Below are 18,325 nucleotides of genomic sequence, written 5' to 3'. Positions count from 1 at the left end.
GGGCTCGATCCTAAGTTCAGGGGTGTCGATCACTTCGCATCTGCGTACGTGTCGACCGTCGCGACCTGCAACGGGAAGTCGACCGGGAATGTTCCGAACAGCAGGCGCCCGGCCTGCGCGGCGGCTTCGCGCACCAGCTTCTCGACCTCGGGCGCGAACTCGGCGGGCGTGTGCACCATGATCTCGTCGTGCAGGAAGAACACGAGATGTGGCGCGTTCTCAAGGCTTCCGTCACCGAGTTCCGCGAGCTTCAGGCGCAGCTCGGCCATCCAGCACAGTGCCCATTCCGCGGCAGAGGCCTGCACCACGAAGTTCCGGGTGAAGCGGCCCCAGTCGCGAGCCTGCGAGCGGGCGCGGCGCTCGTCTGCCGAGGACGCGCCGGGCTGGCTTGCGCGCTGCTGCACCTCGTGCCAAGCCCCGCCCGGCAGCGGCGAGGTGCGCCCGAGCCTGCTGACCACCTGCTCGCCGCGCTCGCCCTGCTGGGCGGCCGCATCGACGAGCGCAACGGCCTTCGGGAAGGCGCGCGCGAGTCGCGGCTTGAGTCGCGCCGAATCGCCCGTGGTCGCGCCGTACATCGCGCCGAGCATCGCGACCTTGGCCTCGTGGCGGCTCGCGACCACGCCGGCCGAGACGACCGAGTCGTACAGGTCGCGGCCGCGCCCGGCATCCGCCATCGCCTCATCGGCAGCCAGCCCCGTGAGCACGCGCGGCTCGAGCTGGGCCGCGTCGGCGACGACGAGCTTCCAGCCCGGATCGGCGACGACGGCTCGGCGGATGTTCTTGGGCAGCTGCAGCGCTCCCCCGCCGCTCGTCGCCCAGCGGCCCGTGACCACACCGCCGACGACGTAGTCGGGGCGGAAGCGGCCGTCGTGCACCCACGCCTCGAGCCATGCCCACCCGTTCGCGGTGAACAGCCGGTAGAGGTTCTTGTATTCGAGCAGCGGGGCGATCACCGGGTGATCGAGGTCGCGCAGCTCCCACTTCCGCGTCGATGCCACGTCGAGCCCCAGTCGCCGCAGGGCGGCGAGCAGCTCGGGCTGCGAGTCGAGATTGAGCCCCGGCGCATGCAGCAGTTCGCGGATTTGCGCGGCGAGCATCTCGAGGCGAGCGGGCCGGCCCGCGGCCGTGCGCGGGCCGAGCGCTTCGGTGAGCACCTGGTCGTGCACGTCGGCGCGCCACGGCATGCCTGCGAAGCGGATCTCATCAGCGACCAGCGCACCGGCCGACTCGGCGGCGAGCAGCAGCCGTAGCGGACCCGGCCGCGTGGCGCCCGCCACCGCTGCCTGCTGCGCCTGGAACTCACGCACAGGGTTGAGCGCTTCGGCCGGCGCCGGCGCGTCGACCTCGAACAGCGCCGGGGCGCCGGGTGCCGTGGGTGGCGCGGTGACGCCGCGCACCACCTCGTCCCACGGGGTCGCCGGTGACCGCGCGAGCACTGAGCCCGCCGTGAGCTGCGAGGTGCGCAGAATGCGGTGGCTGAGCGCCAGATCGACGCAGCGCTGCACACGGATGCCCCCGGCGAGCAGCCCCGGATACCACGAGGTGGTGCTCGACCAGACCCAGCGCGGATGCTCGGGCTCGTGAGTGCGCACGAACTCGACGAGGCCGGATGCCTCGAGCTCGACCGTCGTGCGCGGCATCGCGGCCGCGTCGAGCGTCGTCGCGGTCACACCGCCGTCTGGCCGGCGGTCGAGAACGATGTGCACGACTCCATTGTCGAACACATCACCGACATTCACTGCCTCGGCAGCCGCTCCAGAACACGCGCAGCCAGCGCCGCCGGGTTGCCGTTGGCGGTGTCGACGACGATGCGCTCGTCGCCCCACTGCTCGAGCGCGACCCGGCGAGGCAGCAGGGATTCCCAGGTGGGCTCGGGCAGCGCGGCATACGGCCGCACCCGGTGCTCGAGGCGCTGGCGGTGGAGCTCGACATCGCTGCACAGCACCTCGACGAACGCGAGCGGCACGTCGGCGCGCTGTGCGAGCTGCGCCCACTGACCGCGGGCATACGGGTGGTCGTTGACGGCGTCGACAATGACGTGCGCACCCGTGTGCAGGTTCGCCTCGGCGAGGGCCTCGGCACCGAGGTAGGCCGCGAGCCCGACCTCGTAGCTGTTCCGGAGCCCGGCGCGCAGCATGGCGTCCTCGAGCTCGTCGACCGCCAGATGCGCGGCGGGCAGGCGCCGAGCGAGTTCGGACGCGATGGCGCTCTTCCCGCTTCCCGGGAGTCCCGCAAGGGCGATGAGCATGCTGGCCACGGTAGCAAGATGGACGCATGTGCGGACGCTTCGCCCTCGACGACAAGGTCAATGCGCTCATCACCGACTTCGTCCTCTCGGGCGGCGAGCTCGATGACTACATCCCCGCGACCTGGGTGCCGTCATGGAACATCAGCCCCACCGACCAGATCGGCGTGATCCTCGAGTCGAAGAAGGGCGACGCGCCGGCGCAGCGCCGCTTCGAAACCGCCCACTGGAGTCTGATCCCCTCCTGGTCGAAGACGAAGAAGCTCAAATTCCCGACGTTCAACGCGCGCGCGGAGGAGGCGGCGGCGAAGCCGATGTTCAAGGCATCCGTCGCCGCGAAGCGCGCCATCATCCCCGCGAACGGCTACTTCGAATGGCAGACCGTGGGCAAGACGAAGACGCCCTACTTCATCCACCCTGAAGGCGAGGAGCTGATGGGACTCGCCGGCCTGTACTCGTGGTGGGCCGACCCCGCCTTCGACCGCGACGACCCGGCGCGCTGGGTGCTCAGCGCGACGATTCTCACGGCGGACACGATCCAGACCCTCGCAGACATCCACGACCGCAACCCGGTGATGCTGCCCCAGGAGCTGTGGGCGCACTGGATCGACCCGACGGTCGTCGGCGACCAGCAGCTGCTCGACGAGATGATCGAGGTGTCGAAGGGGGTCGCGCGCACGCTGGTCTTCGATCGCGTCGGGCCGGTCACAGGCAACGGACCCGAGCTGATCAGGCCGCTGACTCGGCCTCAGCCGGACTAGCGCCGGCCCAATACGCCTCTTCAGCGGCGCCCGCGAGAGCGGCGTCGACCGCCTCCCCACCCTGGCGGTAGGCCCCGCCGAGGTCGGCCGCCTCGGGGCGCCAGCCGCCGAGCAGGCCGCGGCTGAAGAATCCGCTCGCCCGCAGACGCTCGTCGATCGTGCGCAGCAGCTCGTCGCGGTCGTCGCTGGGCTCCGGGCATGCGGGCGAGAACTCGCGGGTCCACGTCGTCACGGGCCTCGTGGGGGCGGCGTCGTAGGCGGCCAGCGCGCCGAGGACCGCCTCGACCGCCCGCCCCGCGTCGATGTCGTCGCGGCCGGGGAAGCGCAACTCGGCGAGCACGCTCCAGTGCCCGCTCGGAGCGAGCTGCGAGGTTTCGATGAGGCGCGCCCACGGGGCGAGAGCGGATGCCAGGCCGGCGGGGGCCCCGCCGCGGAACCCGGCCCCGACCGCCAGCACGCGATGCGACCGCAGCCCGCCGCCGAGATCGCGGGCACCGGCCCAGCTGAGCGCCGTCGGCAGCGGTGCGCTCGAGATGCACCAGCGGTACGCGAGGGCCCGGCCGTCGGCGAGGATCGCCACGCGGCGCGCGACGTCGACGTGAGCGACGCGGGTCCGCAGCCACAGGCGTGCCGGGTCGACGAGTCGGTCGGCGATCGCCTGCCACTGCGCGCCGCTCGCGCCTGCGACGCTCCACGAGAACCCCCGTGCGTCCGTGACGGCGGCGGCCGCTCCGCCGACGCGGTCGCTCGCCTCGACGAGGGCGTACTCCGCGCCCCGCTGCTCAAGGCGAGCAGCGGCGCCCAGACCGGTCGGTCCTGCGCCGATGATCAGGAAGTCGACACTGTCGGCAAGCACACGATCGGTGTGCGCAGGGCGCTGCGTCATGTTCGTCCTCGAAAAAACGGGTCCATCGGGTTGGTCCCCCATTAGGAGGACACCCTATAGGCAAATCGTTTTCGGAATGTGAACAGGCGATGCGTTTCGCGGCCGCCTGTCACGTCGCGGGCGTCGGCTTGCTACCGCTGGGCGACGGCGGTGAGGACGTTGCGCAGTGCCACCACCGCCGCGGTGCTCATCGGGACCTCCGACGGGTGCACGCTGCCCTCCTTGTCCAGCTCGCGCTCGAGGGCAGCCAGAGCGTCCTGGGCGTCGCCTCGGGCCTGCCTGACCTGCTGCTCGTCGGACGGGGCCGCGCGCAGCGCGGACGCGACGCGCCGTGCCGCGTCGGCGAACGCGGGAATGAGGTCCGCGTCGACGCCGCCGAAGGGCTCGGTCACCGGCGACGCATGGCCGAGGATGTCTGTGAGATCGGTGACGGCGAACGTCGCGCGCTCGAACGCCCGCAGCTGGACGTATGACGACTCGACCTCGGCGCGGATGTCGCCGCGGAGCGCCCGGGGGTTGCCGCGTCGGCTCTCGTCGGCCCGTCGCACTGACCGGCGCACCGCACTCGCGTCGGCCTGCAGGCGGTCGAGGCGAGCGGCCCACGCGTCGCCGTCCACGTCGTCCTCTTCGAGCGCCTGCGCGAGGCTCTCGAGATGGTCGGCGAGCCGGTCGCGCAGCGCCTGCAGCGCGCGGTCCGCTTCCCGAACGGCGAGCGGCGGGAAGATCAGCATGTTGACCGCGACGCCCACGGCCGCGCCGATGAGGGTCTGAAGGAAGTACCCGATCGAGTAGTCCGTCGGGTCCGCTCCTCCGATCAGGAGCACGAAGATCGCTGCGGATGCCACCCAGGTGTTCGCTTCCCCGACGAACTGGAACCCCGCGGCCAGCACGGCGATGGCGACCGCGATCGGCACGGTGAGGAGGTGGGGGCCGCCGACGAGCACGACGAGCAGGGCGAGCCCGATACCGACGGCGAGGCCGATGACGGTGCGGATGCCCTCGCGGATGCCGCCGAGCACCGTCGGCCCCGTCGCGATCACGGCGCCGAGCGGCGCGTAGTAGGGATAGTGAGACGCGGCGCCCGGCACGGCCTGTGCGACGAGCCAGGCGACACCGGCGGCGATCGCCGCCTTGAGCGCAAGGAGCAGCCGAGCCTGGGCGCCCGCGCGGGTGTCCCAGTGGAACTCGCGTGCAGCCTCGTGGAGAAAGCGGTGTATCACGCGCCCAGGAGCCGGTCGAGGCTCTCGAGGACAGCACGGGTGCCTTCGAACACGTCGTTCGCTCCCGCCTCGCGCAGTTCGGCTTCGCTGACCCCGCCCGAGAGCACGGCGTACGGCGCGACACCGGCGCGCGCCGCGGCCTTCATGTCCCAGACGGCGTCACCGATCATGATCGCCGCCTGCGAGTCGACCCCTGCGCGCTCGAGCGCGACCGCGATGATGTCAGGTGCCGGCTTCGCGGTGTCGACATCGTCTGCCGAGGTCGTCGCGTGCACGGCGTCGTCGACGCCGAGCAGGCCCGTCAGCAGATCGAGTTCATCCTGCGGCGCTGACGTGGCGAGCACGACGGGAACGCCCCGTCGGTCCAGTGCGGCGATCAGCTCGCGGGCGCCGTCGAAGACGCGCAGCCGCGGGGCGAGATCCTGGTAGAAGCGGGCGTGGAGCGACTTGGCGTGCTCGTTCCATGCGTCGGGCCGCTCGCCGACCAGACTCGCGAGCAGCTGCGCCGAGTCCTGACCGATGCTGCGATGAATCCGCCACGCATCGACGTGCTCGCCGACCGACTGGAACGCGCGATGCCAGGCCTCCACGTGGAGATAATTCGAGTCGACCAGCGTGCCGTCGATATCGAAGAGCACCGCGCGGATGCCTGTCGCCATCACTCCCCCGTCAACGTCGGAATGTCACATGGACGACGCCGCTCTCGGCCGTCTCAGCCGAAACCTCATAGCCGGCCTCGAAGCCGCGCAGTCCGTCCCATAGACGGATACCCCGGCCGAGCAGAATCGGAACGATCGCGACGTGCAGCCGGTCGACGAGCCCCGCTGTGAGGAAGTCGCGGATCACGGTGGGGCCGCCGCCGATGCGGACATCCTGGTGGCCTGCGACGTCGAGCGCGCGGTCGAGCGCCTCTCGCGGCGGTGCGCTGAGGAAGTGGAAGGTGGTGCCGCCCGACAGCTCGAGCGGCGGACGCGGCGCCGTGTGGGTGAGCACGAACACCGGCACGTGGAACGGAGGCTCGTCGCCCCACCAGCCGCTCCAACCGGGGTCGTCGGCGTTGTCGTGGAAGCCGAACATGCCGGCGCCCATGATCTCCGCGCCCACGTTCTCGAAGTAGGCCTTTCCATATGCGTCGTCGACGCCCGTCGTGCCTGCACCCGAGGTGTCGTGCAGAACGCGCTGACGGAACGTCCTGGTCGAGACATACGCCTTCGTCAGACGGGCCCAGTCCTCTCCGAACGGATTCTCCGGCGTCTGGTCGGTCGTCGTCGCGAACCCGTCGAGTGAGATGTTGAGGTCAACGCGAACGGCCATCGGCTCCTCCAGCGCGGGGCGGGTTGGCGCTCACGATACTCACTCGCAGCGGGTCAGGGTGCGCGACCACGCGACCTCGCGCTCGAGCTGCCCGCTCGCGACGAAGAGGCGCACCTGGTGCGCGTCGGCCAGGGCCGCCGCAAGCTCGCGCCGATCGGCGCTTTCGAAGCCGAGCTGCTGCCAGAACGGCCCGGAGCGCCGCGAGAACAGCCATGCCTGTGACGCGCCCGCTGCGCGCGCCTGCTCCATTGCGTACCGCGCCAGCCGGGAGCCTGCTCCCGCGGTGCGGTGCTGCAGGGCGACCGCGACGCTGCGGATGAGCGCGTGCCGGCCGTCACTGCTCAGCTCGAACCCCGTGCTGCCGATGATCTCGCCGCTGTCGTCGCGCTCGACCCAGAGCTGCACCGCGGGCTCGCCGAGACCGGCGAGCGTCAGATCCACGGTCTGAAGGAAGTCGCGCACGTCGTCGACGTCGTTCGCAGACATGCGCACAAAGACCATGCCTCGATTATCGGGGAAGGAGTACCGCGGTTCGCAGCTGGCCGCTCTGCGCATCGCACAGTAGGGCGGGCGGGACTTGAACCCGCGACCCAGGGATTATGAGTCCCCTGCTCTAACCGGCTGAGCTACCGCCCCTCGGCGACGGAGTCGTCGCGACGCTCGTCGGTGTCGAGGTCGGTCACGGGGTCCACCACCGGCTCTCCACGATACAGACACTCGAAGGTCGTCAGCGTCCGCTCGATGTCGTGCACCTGGATGAGCCGCAGCGACGCCTTCTTCATTCGGCGGAACTCGTCGTCGGGCAGGGTCAGAATGCGCTCGAGCTTCTGCGCCAGATCCTGCGCGTCGTCGGGGCGGAAGAGGTAACCGTTCTCGCCGTCGTGCACGAGGTGCGGCAGCGCCATGGCGTCGGCGGCGACCACGGGCAGCCCGGACGACATCGCCTCCATCGTCACGATCGACTGCAGTTCGGCTGTCGACGGCATCGCGAGCACGTCGGCGCGGGTGTAGGCCTTCTTGAGGTCGGCGTCCGAAACGAGGCCGGCGAAGCTCACCCGCTCGCCGACGCCGAGTTGGGCGGCGAGCCGCTCGAGGTGGTGCCGCTGCTCGCCGTCGCCGACGATCTCGAGCGACCAGTCGAGCGTCTTCGGCAGCAGCGCGACGGCGCGCACCAGCACCTCGAGGCGCTTCTCGCCCGTCACGCGGCCCACGAAGACGATGCGATTGCCGCGATGCTCGAAATCGGGCGTGTAGTCGCCGACGCGCACCCCATTGCCGATGGCGTGGACGCCGGAGATCCCGGTCGCCTCTTCGAGGTAGTCCGCGGCCCTGCGGGTCGGCGTCGTGACGGCATCCGCCCGCCTCAGAATCTCGGCCGCATCGCGCCACGCCCACTTGAGCAGCAGCGGCTGCAGCGGCTTCGGCACCGTCGTGTGCTCGATCATGTTCTCGGGCATCGTGTGATTCGTCGCGATGACCCGGATGCCCCGCGAGCGCGCCGCCAGAGAGAGACCGCGCCCCACGACGAAGTGCGATTGGAAGTGCACGGCGTCGGGCCTGATCTCGTCGAGGATGCGGCCGGCGTTGCGGCGCATCGTCCACGGCATCATGAACCGCAGCCACTCGTGCGGGTACCAGCGCAGGCTGAAGAGGCGGTGCATGTGCAGTCGGGCACCCTCATGCGTCTCGTCCCAGGCGCCGGTGCGGAATGCACTTCGCGACGGGGCGATGACGTGAACGGTGTGGCCCCGCTCGACGAGACCGGCCGCAAGCCGCTCGGCGAAGCGGGCGGCACCGTTCACATCGGGGGCAAAGGTGTCGCAGCCCAACAGGATCGTCAGCGGCTGCGAATGCGCGTCGCTCGAATCGGTCACGTGGTGATACCTCGGAGGGGAACGGGGATGCCAAGGGGTTCGGCGCCCCAGTCTAGGCACCTCACCCCGGCATCTGCGGGTGATGACGCGCCAGCAACAGCACACCCACAACCGCGACCACGCCCGTGACCAGCCAGACGGCGATCGCCCAGGGCTGCACCGCCAGGGCCTCGTTGAGGATCGTGATGCCGATCGTCACCGCGACCAGCGGGTCGATGACCGTGAGGCCGGCGATGACGAGATCGGGCGGGCCCGAGGCATACGCGTTCTGCACGAAATAGGCGCCGAGTGCGACGGCGGCGATGAGCGCGGCGACGCAGACCGCGGTCAGCAGATCGAACTCGTGCTGCTGCAGGCGGGCGATCACGACTTTGGCGAGCGTGGCGACGAACCCGTAGAGGATGCCCGCCGCGACGACGTACATCAGGGCGCGCATCCTCTTCCGGAACACGGCGAACATGGCCGCCGCGAGCACGAGGACCGCGGCGAGGATGCCGAGAATGCGGATCAGCTCGACCTCGGTGATCGGCACTTCGCGAGCCTGGAACGCGGCGACCAGCACGAACGCGCCGACGCCTGCCACGCAGAGGCAGATGGCGAGGACGCTCAGGCGGTTCAGGCGGTGCTTGGCCACGCGCGAGTTCACGATCGCGGTGACCACCAGCGCGAATGCGCCAAGGGGCTGCACGACGATGAGCGGGGCGAACGCGAGGCTCGTGAGCTGCAGCAGGATCGCCGCGCCGAGCATGAGCGTGCCCGCGACCCAGCTGGGCCGGGCGAGCAGCAGACGCAGCTGCCCGAGGTTCAGGCCGCCCGATGCGGCATCGGTCTCGCTGCTCTCGTCGACCTTCGCGACGCCCGCGTGCTGCAGCTGCGCACCCAGCGAGAGGAACACCGCGCCGACGAGGGCCAGCGGGATGCCGATGAACTGACGGGGGTCGAGGCTCAGAGGGTCGAGCCCGATCGCGGCGGCTGGCACGTGAGAAAGGTACCGGACCGCCCGCCGATATCCTGGGCGAATGGCCGTACTCCCGATCCGAATTCAGGGTGAGCCCGTGCTGCACGCGCCCGCCGAGCCCGTCACCGTCTTCGACGACGAGCTGCGCCGCTTGGTCGACGACATGTACGAGACCATGGATGCCGCGCCCGGCGTCGGCCTCGCCGGGCCGCAGGTCGGCGTGAACAAGCGCCTGTTCGTCTTCGGATGGACGGACGACGACGACATCGAGCACCGCGGCGTGGCGATCAACCCCGTGCTGTGGATCCAGCCCACGCCCGTCGGCGAGGCCGACGACGAGGAGGAGATCGAGGGTTGCCTGTCGTTCCCCGGCGAGCGGTTCCCGCTGCGCCGCTCCCCCGCCGCGATCCTTCAGGCGATCGATCTCGATGAGCAGCCGTTCGAGATCCGGGCAGAGGGCTGGCTCGCCCGCATCTTCCAGCACGAGTACGACCACCTCGACGGCATCCTCTATCTCGACCGGCTGCCGCGCCCATTCGACCGCGAGTGGGTCAAGATCAGCCGCAAGCGAGGCTGGGGCGTGCCCGGCCAGGCCTGGCTTCCCGGCGTCGACCAGCTCGAGGGCTGAGGCCCGATCGGGGGCACGCCGCCGATTTGGAACGCGCCGTTTCGATCCCTTAAGCTAGACCTCGTTGCCCGGTTCTCCGGGCCGCATTCCTCGGTAGCTCAATTGGCAGAGCAATCGGCTGTTAACCGATAGGTTCTTGGTTCGAGTCCAAGCCGGGGAGCCCCAAGGCTCTCGCCAGCTTCGCAACATACGGGTGATCCGGTTCCCGGAACACAGAGTCGATGTCGCCGTACCCGACGATCACACCGTCGTGCATGATGGCGACCTGCGCGCCGAGCTGCCTCAGCACCGAGAGGTCGTGCGTGACGACCAGCGCCGCGAACTGCGGGTCCTCACGCAGCTTCTCGATCACGCGCACCACGGTGTCGCGCACGGTGACGTCGATGCCGGCCGTCGGCTCGTCGGCGATGAGCACGTTCGGCCCGAGCACCAGCGAGCGGGCGAGCGCGACACGCTGTCGCTGGCCATCGGAGAGCTCGTAGGGGTATTTCTCCATCACCGCGAGCGGCAGTCCCACGGCGTCGAGCACGGTCAGCGCGCGGGTCTGCGCGGCTTCCGCGTCGAAGCGCTTGTCCCGCGCGAAGATCGGCTGCTGAAGCAGCTCGGCGACCGTCTCGGTGCGCTCGAGCCGATCGTTCGCATCCTGCGCGAGATATGCCGTGTGGAAGGTGAGCCGATTCCGCTTGCCCTGCGAGATCGTGCGCAACGCGACGCCGTTGACATACGCGTCGCCGCCCGAGATGCGGATGTCATATCCGCCCGCCCCCTTTCGCGCGAGCTCCCCCGCGAGAATGCGAGCGAGGGTGCTCTTGCCCCCGCCCGACTCCCCCAGGATGCCGAGCACCTCGCCCGCCTTGACCTCGAAGCTCACCCCCCGCAGCGCGTACCCGCCGGGGTGCCCCTTGGTGCGGTACTGCGCCGAGAGGTCGTTGACGACGATCGGCGCGGGGGCGCTTCCGGGCTGCGTCTTCACCTTTGCGAGCCTACTCAGCCCGCGCTGCCCTCGGCGTTCTGCGCCGCGAGCTCCTTGAGCTCCGCGCGTCGAGCGGCCTGCGCCACGGGGTCGGGAACCGGGAGCGACGCGAGCAGCTTTTGCGTGTACGGGTCGCGGGGGCTGCCGAGCACCTCGGCGTTCGTGCCGGTCTCGACGATCTCGCCCGTGTGCATGACGGCGATGCGGGTCGCGATGAGGTCTACGACAGCCAGGTCGTGGCTGATGAAGAGCCCGGCGAAGCCGAACTCGGCCTGGAGGCGCGTGATGAGCTCGAGCACGCGCGCCTGCACCGACACGTCGAGGGCCGAGGTCGGCTCGTCGAAGATGACCAGCTTCGGCCGCAGCGCGAGGGCGCGCGCGAGCGAGACGCGCTGCCTTTGGCCGCCGGAGAGCTCGTGCGGGAAGCGGTCGACGTACTCATCGGGAAGTTGCACGGCCCCGAGCAGCTCGAGCACTCGGGCGCGCGCGGCGGCCGCATTCGGCACGGCGCCGTGCACGAGCATGGGCTCGGCGATCGCGTCGCCGATCGTGAGCAGCGGGTTGAAGCTCGATGCAGGGTCTTGGAAGACGAACCCCACGTCTTTGCGCACGGGGCGGAACTCGCGCTCGCGGATGCCGCGCATCTCGTGCCCGAGAACCGTGAGCGAACCGCCCGTGACGCGGGTCAGGCCCGCGATGGCGCGCCCGATGGTGGTCTTGCCGCTGCCGGACTCGCCGACGAGGCCGAGCACCTCACCCGGCGCGATCTCGAAGTCGACGCCGCGCACGGCGCGGAACCCGGGCCGGCCGAAGCGCCCGGCGTAGGTGACCTCGAGACCCCGGGCGCGCACGACCGGGTCGCCCGCAGGGGGCTCGGGCGACGCATCCGCCGCCGGCTCGCTCACCGCCAGCTGCGAGTGACCGGTGCCGACGCGCGGAACCGCCGCGAGCAGCGCCTGCGTATAGGGATGCTGGGGGTCGGCGAACAGCGCGTGCGCGTCGGCCCGCTCGACGATCTCGCCCTGGTACATGACGGCGACCCGGTTGGCGAGGTCGGCGACGACGCCCATGTTGTGCGTGATGAGCACGATCGACGAGCCGTATTCGTCGCGGCACCACCGCAGCAGGTCGAGGATCTCGGCCTGCACCGTGACATCGAGCGCCGTGGTGGGCTCGTCGGCGATGATCAGGCTCGGATTGAGCACGAGCGCCATCGCGATGACAATGCGCTGCTTCTGGCCGCCCGAGAACTCATGCGGGTAGTAGTCGATGCGCTTTTCCGGCTCGGGGATGCCGACGCGCCGCAGGATCTCGATGGCGCGCTCGCGCGCCTGCTTCCTCGAGACCTTGCCGTGCGCGCGCAGCCCTTCCGCGATCTGCCACCAGATCGGATACACCGGGTTGAGCGCCGTCGACGGCTCCTGGAAGACCATCGCCGCGTCGCGGCCTCGGATCGCCCGCAAGCCGCGGGAGTCGAGCCGGGCGACGTCGACGCCGAGCTCGGAGTCGCGCCCGCGCAGCACGACGGCACCGCCCGTGGTCGCCGTCTCGGGCAGCATGCCGAGGATCGTCTTCGCGGTCACCGACTTACCGGAGCCCGACTCGCCGACGACCGCGAGGATCTCGCGCGGCCCGACCGAGAGGCTGACGCCGCGCACGGCGGCCACCGAGCCCGCATCCGTCGCGAACCGGACCGTCAGGTCCCTGATGTCGACCACATTGCTCACAGCACGACCTCCTCGACATCGGCTTCCGTGACTTCGGCGGCGGCTCCGCGGCGGCGCAGCCGCGGGTCGGCGAGGTCGTTGAGGCTCTCGCCCATGAGCGAGATGCCGAGCGCGAGCACCACGATCGCAAGGCCGGGGAACAGCGCGGTCCACCAGATGCCGCTCGTCACGTCGGAGAGCGCCTTCTGCAGGTCGTAGCCCCACTCTGCGGCGCTCGACGGTTCGATGCCGAAGCCGAGGAAGCCGAGGCCCGCGAGCGTCTCGAAGGCGTCCGTCGCGTTCAGCGTGATGATGAGCGGCAGCGTGCGGATCGAGTTGCGCAGAACGTGGCGGAAGATGATGCGCAGGTCGCCTGCGCCGATCACACGGGCGGATTCCACATAGGACTCGACCTTCACGCGCACGACCTCGGCGCGCACGACGCGGAAGTACTGCGGGATATAGACGACCGTGATCGAGAACGCGGCCGAGAACACCCCCGACCAGAAGTTCGACGAGCCGCCCGAGATCGCGATCGAGATGACGATGGCGAGCAGCAGGGTCGGGAACGCGTAGATGGCGTCGCAGACGACGACCAGCACCCGGTCGATCGGGCCGCCGAAATAGCCGGAGAACAGGCCGAGCAGCACGCCGATGATGAGCGAGAGGATGATCGCGATGATGATCGCGACGATCGCCGTGCGCGCACCGAAGATCGTGCGGCTCAGCACGTCGTAGCCGCCGACGGTGGTGCCCCACAGGTGGGCGCCGCTCGGCGCCTGCTGCGAGCCGAAGTTCCCGTGCACGTCCTTCAGCTGGCCGTACGAGTACGGCGCGATGAGCGGCGCGAAGATCGCCACGAGCACGTAGACGCCCGTGATGACGACACCGGTGAGCAGCATGAAGCGCTGCACGCCGACGCTCTGGCGCAGCTGCGAGACGACGGGGACGCGGCTGAGGAGCGAGCGCTTCATCTCAGTACCTCACTCTCGGGTCGATGAGGGCGGCGATGATGTCGACGACGAAGTTGACCACCGCCACGATCACGGCGAGCAGGGCGACGATGCCCTGCACGGCCACGAAGTCTCGCGCCTCCAGGTACTGGTTCAGCTCGAAGCCGAGGCCCTTCCACTCGAAGGTCGTCTCGGTGAGCACCGCCCCGCCGAGCAGCATCGCGATCTGCAGGCCGATCACGGTGATGATCGGGATGAGCGCGGGCTTGTACGCGTGCCGCGTGATGAGGCGGTACTCGCGCACGCCGCGGGAGCGCGCGGCATCCACGTACTGCGTGTTGAACGTGCCGATGACGTTCGTGCGCACGAGGCGCAGGAAGACGCCCGCCGTGAGCAGGCCGAGCGCGATGCCCGGAAGCACCGCGTGCTTCAGCACGTCGGGCACGGCATCCGGGTCGCCTGTGCGGAACGCGTCGATCAGGTAGATGCCCGTGGGGTGCGGCAGGGTCTGGATCTCGAGCTCGGTGTTCGTGTCTGCGCGGCCTGCCACCGGCAGCCAGCCGAGGCCGATCGAGAACGTGAGCTGCAGCAGCAGGCCCGAGAAGAACACGGGGGTCGCGTAGAACAGGATCGAGAGCACGCGCAGCACGGCGTCGCCCCACCTGTCGCGCAGATAGGCGGCGAGCATGCCGAGCGGGATGCCGACGATGAACGCCACGATGAGGGCGTAGAACGCGAGCTCCAGCGTCGCCCCGCCGTAGGTCAGCAGAATCGTCGTGACCTTCTGGTGGTCGCTGAACGTCGTGCCGAAGTCGCCGTGGGCGATCTGGCCGAGGTACTGGAGGTACTGGAGGATCAGCGGGCGATCGTAGCCCGCCTCGTGGATGCGCTTCGCGAGCTCGGCCGGTGGCAGGCGGCCGCCCTGCGCCGCGGTGATCGGGTCGCCGGTCGAGCGCATCAGGAAGAAGACGACCGTCACGAGGATGAAGATCGTCGGGAAGATCAGCAGGAAGCGCACGACGATGTAGCGCAGCAGTCCCCCGCCGCCGCGCAGGGCGGCGCCGCTCGGCTGGGCGGGTGCCGGCGCGAGCGGCGAGGGAACGGTCTCGGGGGACGTCGTCATAGACGCGGATCCTTCCGTGGGCATCCGTGGACGCGCGTGCAACGGGGGCGGCCAGACGGCCGCCCCCGAGCACAGGCTACTTACTTGCTGATGTTCGCGTAGCGGAACTTGTAGGACGAGTCGAGCGTGGTGCCCTTCACGTCCTTGCCGACCACGGCCACCGAGGCGCCCTGCAGGAGGGGCAGCGTCGAGAGGTCCTTCGCGACGGTCTCCTGGATCTGCTCGATCACCTTGGTGCGGTCAGCCTTGTCGGTGTCGCCGACCTCCTTCGCGAGGAGCGCCTGCACCTCCGGGCTGTCGTAGTGGTTCGACAGGAAGTTGTTCTTCGCGAAGAACGGCGTCAGGTAGTCGTCGGCGTCCGAGTAGTCGGGGAACCAGCCGAGCTGGTACTCCGGGTAGACGTCGGCAACGCGGTCCTTCGAGTACTGCACGTACTCGGTCTGCTGCAGCTTGACGTTGAACAGGCCGCCGTTCTCGAGCTGGCTCTTGATGAGGCCGTACTCGTCGCCCGACGAGGGACCGTAGTGGTCGCCCGTGTACTGCAGGTTCAGGGTCACCGGCGAGGTGATGCCGGCGGCCTTGAGCGTGGCCTTCGCCTTGTCAAGGCTGGGGCCGCCGTCGCCGTCGCCGTAGAGCGACTTGAGAGCCGGGGTGGCACCCGTCAGGCCGTCGGGAACGTAGCTGTACAGAGGGGTGTAGGTGCCCTTATAGACCTGCTTCGAGATGGCCTCGCGGTCGATCAGGTCGGCCGCGGCCTGGCGCACGGCGAGAGCCTTCTTCGGGTCGGCGTCGGAGGTCTTGGCGCCGAACGGCATCGTGTTGAAGTTGAACACGATGTAGCGGATCTCGCCACCGGGGCCGTCGATGACCTTGACCTTGTTGTTCGACTTGAGGCTGGAGATGTCGGTGGCCGACAGCGAGCGGTAGGCCACGTCGATCGCGTTCGACTGGATGTCGAGCTTGAGGTTGTCGGAGCTGGCGTAGTACTTGACGTTGACGGTCGGGGTCTTCGCCGCGCCGTTGAGGCCCTTGTAGCCCGCGAACGCCTTGTACTGGATCAGCTGGTTCACCTTGTACGACGAGATGTAGTACTGGCCGGCGAACGCTTCGCCCTTGACGATGGTGTCGTCGGGGGTGACCTTGTCGGCGCTGAAGACCTGCTCGTCGACGATCGGGCCGGCGGGGCTGGTCAGCACCTGCGGGAAGGTCTGGTCGTTCGGCGCCTTGAGGTGGAAGTCGACGGTCGTGTCGTCGGGCGTCGACACCGACGCGAGGTTGCCCAGCAGCGATGCGGGGCCGTTCGGGTCGTTGATCTTGAGCTGACGGTCGAACGTGAACTTCACGTCGGACGAGGTCAGCTTGTCGCCGTTCTCGAAGGTGAGGCCCGGCTTGAGCTTGACCTCGTAGGTGCTCGGGTCGGTGAACTGCGCGCTCTCGGCGATGGAGGGCTTCGGGTCGGGGCTGCCGTTGGGCGTGTCGACGAGGAAGGGGTACACCTGCGTCATGACGGCGAAGGACCCGTTGTCGTACGAGCCGGCCGGGTCGAGCGAGGTGATCTTGTCGGTGGTGCCGATGGTGATGGACTTCGCCGAGGCGCTGCCGCCGCTGCCCCCGTTGTTGCCGGCGCAGCCGGCGAGAACGAGCGCACCGGCCGCAACAGCCGCAACGGACGCGACCATGCGGACCCGACGAGTCGAGACGGAATTCATGCCGCAGGACTCACTTTCGTGGTGGGGAAATGGGAATGTGGTGCCCCCACCCTACGTGGCCGTGTGTTTCGGTGTCGTTAACCGCAGGCCGACCGGTCACTCCCCCCGCAGGCGCCGGCGCTCGAGCTCGAGCTCGGCCATGGCGCGGCTGATCGCGATGCGCGTGTCGCTGTCGGAGGGGTCGGTGCGCTGCAGCCTGCTCTGCAGCTCGGCTTTGAGCGTGACCATGTCCTTCTCGATGAGCGAGCCGACGATCGCCTTCGCCCACACCTTCGCCGCCTCTTCGCTGCGCTCGGGAACCGGTGAGAGGGCGAGCTGCTCGACGATCGACCGGAACTGCTCCGGCAGGTCGTTGCGGATGCGCGCGAACCAGTCCGCCGCGCCGAAGGCGTCCATGTTGGCCGCGATGGCGCTCTTCACGAGCTCGAGCGTGGGGTTCGAGAAGCGCGCCTGCATGGCCCGGTCGACGAGGTCGCGGCCGACCGCGTCGGGCAGCTGCAGCACGGCCATGAGCGCCTGCCGCTCGGTCGTCGTGATGGGGTCGCGGCCGAGGTCGTTGAGGGTGATGGTCGGAAGCGCCGGGGCGGTCGCGCCGCTCTCGTCGCGCGGGGAGCCGGCCGGGGCATCCCCCGCGGCTCTCGCCCTGCTCGCGAACGCCCGCACCGCGCTCTGCGCCTCGCTCAGCTCGGCGCCGGCCATGCGCGCGAGCTCGCGCGTGTAGCCGGGGCGCAGCGCGGGGTCGCGGATGCCTGCGACGATCGGCGCCCCCGCGCGCAGCGCGCCGACGCGGCCCTCGACGGTGTCGAGGTCGAAGCGGAGGACGACCTGCCGCAGCATGAACTCGAACATGGGGCGCTTGTCGGCGATCATCTGCACAACCGCCTGGTCGCCCTTGGCGAGGCGCAGATCGCACGGGTCGAGCCCCTCGGGGCCCACGGCGACGTAGGTCTGGGCCGCGATGCGCTGCTCCTGCAGCACCGTGAACGAGCGCTCTGCGGCCTTCTGCCCGGCCGCGTCGGGGTCGAAAGTGAAAATGACTTGGCCGTCGCCGCCCTCGTCGCCGAGCACCCGGCGCAGCAGTCGCACATGCTCGGGGCCGAAGGCGGTGCCGCAGGTCGCGACCGCTGTCGTGATTCCCGCGAGGTGACATGCCATCACATCGGTGTACCCCTCGACGACGACGACCTGCTTGCCCTTGCTGACGTCGCGCTTGGCGATGTCGAGGCCGTAGAGCACCTGGGCCTTGTGGAAGACCGCGGTCTCAGGGGTGTTCAGGTACTTCGGGCCGTTGTCGTCGTCGAACAGGCGGCGGGCGCCGAAGCCGAGCGTCGTGCCCGTCACGTCGCGAATGGGCCAGATCACGCGGCCGCGGAAGCGGTCGTACGCTCCCCCGCGGTCGTTCTGCGAGACGAGGCCCGCTGCTGCGAGCTCGTCGATCGCGAAGCCGCGGCCCTTGAGGTGGTTCGTCAGCTCGTCCCAGCTCTTGGGCGCGTAGCCGACGCCGAAGCGTGCCGCCGCGGCGGCGTCGAAGCCGCGCTCGCCCAAGAAGCGCCGCCCGGGGTCGGCGTCCGGCGCAGTGAGCCGCGCGGCGAAGAACTCCTCTGCGGCCTTGTTGGCGGCGAGGATGCGGGCGCGGGTGCCCCTGTCCTCGCTGGCGTTGCCGCCGTCTTCGTACGTCAGCTGGTAGCCGACCCGTGCCGCGAGCCGCTCGACGGCCTCGGCGAACGGCAGGTGGTCGATCGTCTGCACGAACTTGTAGACGTCGCCCGATTCGCCGCAGCCGAAGCAGTGGTAGTAGCCGAGCTGCGGGCGCACGTGGAAGCTCGGCGTGCGCTCGTCGTGGAAGGGGCACAGCCCCTTCATCGAGCCGATTCCCGCAGGCTTGAGCGACACGTACTCGCCGATCACGTCGGCGATGTTCACGCGCGCCTTGACCTCGTCGATGTCGCTGTGACGGATGAGGCCGGGCATGCTT

Annotated in this window: 17 protein-coding genes and 2 tRNA genes; 3 read left to right on the top strand and 16 right to left on the bottom strand. The window is 69.7% G+C overall.

All coding sequences use genetic code 11. The features are described 5' to 3' along the window. Positions 1 to 29 precede the first annotated feature (29 nt). The gene (locus ABD716_RS13160; RefSeq protein WP_344777607.1) at positions 30 to 1,706 is read right to left on the bottom strand and encodes a bifunctional 3'-5' exonuclease/DNA polymerase; all 1,677 of its coding nucleotides are present in this window, start codon (positions 1,704 to 1,706) and stop codon (positions 30 to 32) included. A 29-nt stretch (positions 1,707 to 1,735) separates the two neighbouring features. Further along, a complete protein-coding gene (locus tag ABD716_RS13155; protein WP_344778406.1) occupies positions 1,736 to 2,248 on the bottom strand; it encodes a P-loop nucleotide/nucleoside kinase family protein in 513 nt (170 codons plus the stop codon). Between the two features lie 26 nt (positions 2,249 to 2,274). Between ABD716_RS13155 and ABD716_RS13150 the strand changes: the two genes are divergently transcribed. Continuing rightward, positions 2,275 to 3,006: an SOS response-associated peptidase gene (locus tag ABD716_RS13150; RefSeq protein WP_344777605.1), complete on the top strand. Its 732-nt coding sequence runs from the start codon at positions 2,275 to 2,277 to the stop codon at positions 3,004 to 3,006. Here ABD716_RS13150 and ABD716_RS13145 read toward each other — a convergent pair. From ABD716_RS13145 to ABD716_RS13110, 8 genes are all read right to left on the bottom strand, one after another. Next, the gene (locus ABD716_RS13145) at positions 2,975 to 3,892 is read right to left on the bottom strand and encodes an NAD(P)-binding protein (protein WP_344777602.1); all 918 of its coding nucleotides are present in this window, start codon (positions 3,890 to 3,892) and stop codon (positions 2,975 to 2,977) included. The genes ABD716_RS13150 and ABD716_RS13145 overlap by 32 nt on opposite strands. Before the next feature lie 131 nt (positions 3,893 to 4,023). Beyond that, the gene (locus tag ABD716_RS13140) at positions 4,024 to 5,112 is read right to left on the bottom strand and encodes an FUSC family protein (RefSeq protein ID WP_344777600.1); all 1,089 of its coding nucleotides are present in this window, start codon (positions 5,110 to 5,112) and stop codon (positions 4,024 to 4,026) included. After that, complete coding sequence (locus tag ABD716_RS13135) at positions 5,109 to 5,771, bottom strand: HAD family hydrolase (protein ID WP_344777598.1); 663 nt, start codon at positions 5,769 to 5,771, stop codon at positions 5,109 to 5,111. Before ABD716_RS13135 ends, ABD716_RS13140 begins: the two co-directional genes overlap by 4 nt. 10 nt (positions 5,772 to 5,781) lie before the next feature. Next, positions 5,782 to 6,426 carry a dihydrofolate reductase family protein gene (locus tag ABD716_RS13130; RefSeq protein WP_344777596.1) on the bottom strand — a complete coding sequence of 215 codons (645 nt, stop codon included), beginning with the start codon at positions 6,424 to 6,426 and terminating at the stop codon, positions 5,782 to 5,784. A 39-nt stretch (positions 6,427 to 6,465) separates the two neighbouring features. Next, entirely contained in the window at positions 6,466 to 6,927 is a 462-nt protein-coding gene (locus ABD716_RS13125; protein WP_344777594.1) for a GNAT family N-acetyltransferase, read from the bottom strand. 61 nt (positions 6,928 to 6,988) lie between these two features. Next, a tRNA-Ile gene (locus ABD716_RS13120) sits at positions 6,989 to 7,062 on the bottom strand. Further along, positions 7,053 to 8,300, bottom strand: a complete 1,248-nt coding sequence (locus ABD716_RS13115) for a glycosyltransferase (protein ID WP_344777592.1) — start codon at positions 8,298 to 8,300, stop codon at positions 7,053 to 7,055. Before ABD716_RS13115 ends, ABD716_RS13120 begins: the two co-directional genes overlap by 10 nt. Before the next feature lie 61 nt (positions 8,301 to 8,361). Next, a complete protein-coding gene (locus tag ABD716_RS13110; RefSeq protein ID WP_344777589.1) occupies positions 8,362 to 9,279 on the bottom strand; it encodes a DMT family transporter in 918 nt (305 codons plus the stop codon). A gap of 40 nt (positions 9,280 to 9,319) precedes the next feature. Between ABD716_RS13110 and def the strand changes: the two genes are divergently transcribed. Beyond that, positions 9,320 to 9,886 (top strand): peptide deformylase, encoded by a 567-nt coding sequence (gene def, locus ABD716_RS13105; RefSeq protein WP_344777587.1) that lies wholly within the window; start codon positions 9,320 to 9,322, stop codon positions 9,884 to 9,886. 87 nt (positions 9,887 to 9,973) lie between these two features. Next, positions 9,974 to 10,046 (top strand) — tRNA-Asn (locus ABD716_RS13100). Here the strand turns inward: ABD716_RS13100 and ABD716_RS13095 are convergent. The 6 genes from ABD716_RS13095 to dnaG form a co-directional block, all read right to left on the bottom strand. Next, positions 10,008 to 10,730 carry an ATP-binding cassette domain-containing protein gene (locus ABD716_RS13095; RefSeq protein ID WP_344778404.1) on the bottom strand — a complete coding sequence of 241 codons (723 nt, stop codon included), beginning with the start codon at positions 10,728 to 10,730 and terminating at the stop codon, positions 10,008 to 10,010. The two genes, ABD716_RS13100 and ABD716_RS13095, sit on opposite strands and share 39 nt — an antisense overlap. Positions 10,731 to 10,873: 143 nt before the next feature. Further along, the gene (locus tag ABD716_RS13090) at positions 10,874 to 12,586 is read right to left on the bottom strand and encodes a dipeptide ABC transporter ATP-binding protein (RefSeq protein ID WP_344777585.1); all 1,713 of its coding nucleotides are present in this window, start codon (positions 12,584 to 12,586) and stop codon (positions 10,874 to 10,876) included. Beyond that, a complete protein-coding gene (locus ABD716_RS13085) occupies positions 12,583 to 13,539 on the bottom strand; it encodes an ABC transporter permease (RefSeq protein ID WP_344777583.1) in 957 nt (318 codons plus the stop codon). Before ABD716_RS13085 ends, ABD716_RS13090 begins: the two co-directional genes overlap by 4 nt. Before the next feature lies 1 nt (position 13,540). Beyond that, positions 13,541 to 14,641, bottom strand: a complete 1,101-nt coding sequence (locus ABD716_RS13080; RefSeq protein WP_344777581.1) for an ABC transporter permease — start codon at positions 14,639 to 14,641, stop codon at positions 13,541 to 13,543. Positions 14,642 to 14,721: 80 nt separating this feature from the next. After that, positions 14,722 to 16,350, bottom strand: a complete 1,629-nt coding sequence (locus ABD716_RS13075; RefSeq protein ID WP_344777579.1) for an ABC transporter substrate-binding protein — start codon at positions 16,348 to 16,350, stop codon at positions 14,722 to 14,724. A 96-nt stretch (positions 16,351 to 16,446) separates the two neighbouring features. Next, positions 16,447 to 18,321, bottom strand: coding sequence for a DNA primase (dnaG, locus tag ABD716_RS13070; protein WP_344777577.1), 1,875 nt, complete (start codon positions 18,319 to 18,321; stop codon positions 16,447 to 16,449). Positions 18,322 to 18,325: the final 4 nt, after the last annotated feature.

Source organism: Gryllotalpicola kribbensis (assembly GCF_039538245.1).
Lineage (GTDB): Bacteria > Actinomycetota > Actinomycetes > Actinomycetales > Microbacteriaceae > Gryllotalpicola > Gryllotalpicola kribbensis.
This window is presented reverse-complemented; position numbering and strand designations above follow the sequence as displayed.

Bases quoted from the DNA above. Each gene is read 5' to 3' on its own strand.
- ABD716_RS13155 (WP_344778406.1), bottom strand. From the start codon at position 2,248: ATGCTCATCGCCCTTGCGGGACTCCCGGGAAGCGGGAAGAGCGCCATC.
- ABD716_RS13150 (WP_344777605.1), top strand. From the start codon at position 2,275: ATGTGCGGACGCTTCGCCCTCGACGACAAGGTCAATGCGCTCATCACC.
- ABD716_RS13145 (WP_344777602.1), bottom strand. From the start codon at position 3,892: ATGACGCAGCGCCCTGCGCACACCGATCGTGTGCTTGCCGACAGTGTC.
- ABD716_RS13135 (WP_344777598.1), bottom strand. From the start codon at position 5,771: ATGGCGACAGGCATCCGCGCGGTGCTCTTCGATATCGACGGCACGCTG.
- ABD716_RS13130 (WP_344777596.1), bottom strand. From the start codon at position 6,426: ATGGCCGTTCGCGTTGACCTCAACATCTCACTCGACGGGTTCGCGACG.
- ABD716_RS13125 (WP_344777594.1), bottom strand. From the start codon at position 6,927: ATGGTCTTTGTGCGCATGTCTGCGAACGACGTCGACGACGTGCGCGAC.
- def (WP_344777587.1), top strand. From the start codon at position 9,320: ATGGCCGTACTCCCGATCCGAATTCAGGGTGAGCCCGTGCTGCACGCG.
- ABD716_RS13085 (WP_344777583.1), bottom strand. From the start codon at position 13,539: ATGAAGCGCTCGCTCCTCAGCCGCGTCCCCGTCGTCTCGCAGCTGCGC.
- ABD716_RS13080 (WP_344777581.1), bottom strand. From the start codon at position 14,641: ATGACGACGTCCCCCGAGACCGTTCCCTCGCCGCTCGCGCCGGCACCC.
- ABD716_RS13075 (WP_344777579.1), bottom strand. From the start codon at position 16,350: ATGAATTCCGTCTCGACTCGTCGGGTCCGCATGGTCGCGTCCGTTGCG.
- dnaG (WP_344777577.1), bottom strand. From the start codon at position 18,321: ATGCCCGGCCTCATCCGTCACAGCGACATCGACGAGGTCAAGGCGCGC.